The organism is Marinospirillum sp., from assembly GCF_014859565.1.
The window spans coordinates 1-2425 of record NZ_JACUUA010000364.1; the positions used below are offsets into that span (position 1 = coordinate 1).

Annotated in this window: 4 protein-coding genes; all 4 read left to right on the plus strand. The window is 47.4% G+C overall.

The annotated features are described in order from the left end of the window. The first annotated feature begins 59 nt into the window (after positions 1-59). Genes IBX50_RS19680 through cas2 form a run of 4 tightly spaced genes read left to right on the plus strand, consistent with a single transcriptional unit; the run spans position 60 to position 2250 of the window. Complete coding sequence (locus IBX50_RS19680; protein WP_292258094.1) at positions 60-284, plus strand: type II toxin-antitoxin system MqsA family antitoxin; 225 nt, start codon at positions 60-62, stop codon at positions 282-284. A 14-nt stretch (positions 285-298) separates the two neighbouring features. Next, positions 299-940 (plus strand): CRISPR-associated protein Cas4, encoded by a 642-nt coding sequence (gene cas4, locus IBX50_RS19685; protein ID WP_292258095.1) that lies wholly within the window; start codon positions 299-301, stop codon positions 938-940. Further along, positions 921-1937, plus strand: a complete 1017-nt coding sequence (gene cas1c, locus IBX50_RS19690) for a type I-C CRISPR-associated endonuclease Cas1c (RefSeq protein ID WP_292258096.1) — start codon at positions 921-923, stop codon at positions 1935-1937. Before cas4 ends, cas1c begins: the two co-directional genes overlap by 20 nt. A 19-nt stretch (positions 1938-1956) precedes the next feature. Further along, a complete protein-coding gene (gene cas2 / locus IBX50_RS19695; RefSeq protein ID WP_292258097.1) occupies positions 1957-2250 on the plus strand; it encodes a CRISPR-associated endonuclease Cas2 in 294 nt (97 codons plus the stop codon). Positions 2251-2425 lie beyond the last annotated feature (175 nt).

Consider the following 2425-nt stretch of genomic DNA (forward strand, 5'->3'; position numbering starts at 1 on the left):
ACAGTCTATTACCCCTCTCTGGAAATCTGGCATGATGGCTTTAAAGTCAGGAGGTGAAAATGCAATGTGTCATCTGTAAGCAGGGTGCAACTCAGCCGGGAACGACAACCGTAACTTTAACGCGTGGTGAAGTAACCCTGGTGATTAAGAAGGTGCCTGCTGATATCTGTGAAAACTGTGGTGAGTATTACCTCAGTGATGAAATTTCCAGAAAAATTCTGACTTTGGCAGAAGAAGCCATGAAGCATAATCTGGAAGTTGAAGTCATCCAGTTTGCTGCCTGACAGGACAAAAAATCATGGATGATGAAAAGCTTATCCCTCTGTCAGCACTGCAGCATTACGCCTTCTGCCCAAGGCAGTGTGCGTTGATTCATAACGAACAAGTCTGGGCAGAAAACTTCCTGACAGCCCAGGGACAGCAACTGCATAGCCGGGTAGACAGCGGTGAACCGGAAACCCGTAAAGGAATAAAATTTGAGCGGGGTGTACAGGTTGCTGCTCATTCCTTGGGTTTAACGGGCAAAATGGATTTGCTGGAAAAAGATCTGTCCACAGGCCAGATAACGCCAGTTGAATACAAACGCGGCAAACCTAAACCAAGTGACTGGGATGAAATTCAGCTGTGTGCACAGGCACTTTGCCTTGAGGAAATGACAGGTCAAACCATCAAGGAGGGCGCACTCTGGTATCACCAGACCAGGCACCGCCACCCAGTCGAGTTCAGTGAAGCATTGCGACAACGCACTCGGGAAGTCATCAAAGACGTTGCCCAGCTTTTTGTGAGTGGGAAAACCCCGCCAGCCAGGTACGAAAAAAAGTGCAACGCCTGTAGCCTCTACGATTTGTGTAATCCAAAGATCATGCAAAAAGACACCAGCAGCCAGTATCTCGAACGGTTATTTGCTGAGGAAAATTCAGATGAAGAAGCTTCAGAATAGCCTCTACATCAATACCCAGGGTGCCTATCTGCACAAGGAAAGGGAGACTCTGGTGATTGATATCGCCAAGGAAAAAGCATTGCAGTTACCCATACACTCCATCAGCGGTATTTTCTGTTTTGGCAATGTTATGGTGTCACCACAGGTCATGGGGTTTTGTGGAGAGCGAGGTGTTAATCTGGCGTTTTTCACCGAGTACGGTCGTTTTCTTGCACGAGTGCAAGGTAAACAAACAGGCAACGTCCTGTTGCGTCGCACTCAATACCGTTATGCAGATACCCAAGCGGCTGAAATAGCGCGGGTTATTGTTGCAGCTAAAATCCAGTCACAACGGCAAGTCTTGCAAAGACATCAGCGCAACTATGGCAAGCATCCAGAAATCAGCCAAACCATTGCTCTGCTCAAAAGCACTGTCGACAGACTAAGAATCACAGATGATCTGGATACCATTCGTGGTTTGGAGGGGGATGCTGCCGCTCGGTACTTTTCAGTCTTTAACCAGCTGATCACTGAAAAGTCTGGCAGCTTTTCTTTCAGTCAGCGCACTCGCAGACCACCTACAGATCCTGTTAATGCCTTGTTGTCCTTTTTCTATGCCATAGTGGGCAATGATATCAGTGCTGCACTACAAGGTGTGGGGCTTGATCCGCAGGTGGGTTTTCTCCATCGAGATCGGCCGGGAAGAGACAGCCTGGCTCAAGACATTTTAGAAGAATTCCGGGCTTACCTTGTAGATCGCTTGGTGTTAACACTGATCAACCGCCAGCAGGTGAAACCATCTGATTTTATTTATGAAGCCAGCGGTGCTGTCAAACTGAAAGACACAGCTCGCAAAGCAGTCCTTCAGGAGTTTCAGGCCAAAAAGCAGCAGACAATTATTCACCCATACCTTAAAGAAGAAGTACCCCTAGGGTTGCTGCCTCATGTCCAGGCATTATTGCTGGCTAGGCACTTAAGGGGTGACTTGGAACATTACCCACCTTTTCTGGCTCGATGAAGATCACAAGGAGTTAAGCATGCTGATACTGGTTACTTACGATGTATCCTTTGATGATCCTGATGGCCCCGGAAGGCTCAGGCGCATTGCCAAAACCTGTGAAGATTTTGGCACACGGGTTCAATACTCCGTTTTTGAATGCGACCTGGAACCCGATCAATGGGTCAGGCTGAAAGCTCAATTGCTGGATACCTACGATGAAGCAGTGGATAGCCTGCGTTTCTACAAACTGGGTAAAAACTGGCGTGGTAAAATAGAACATCACGGTGCCAAGCCAGCGTTGGATCTATTCAAAGATCCTTTAATCATCTGAATGCCAACCCCTGGTTCTCATAAAATCCCTGTTACCTTAGCGAATTCCCAAGTCATTGTTCTTTAAGAATGTATTTTCAACTTATGCTTGCACAGTCACAAACTGAAGTGCACTTGTTGAAGGGTTGGCGCAAAGCACCCTCGACAGGTAGTATTGACCTGCCTTCGCTAGAAGG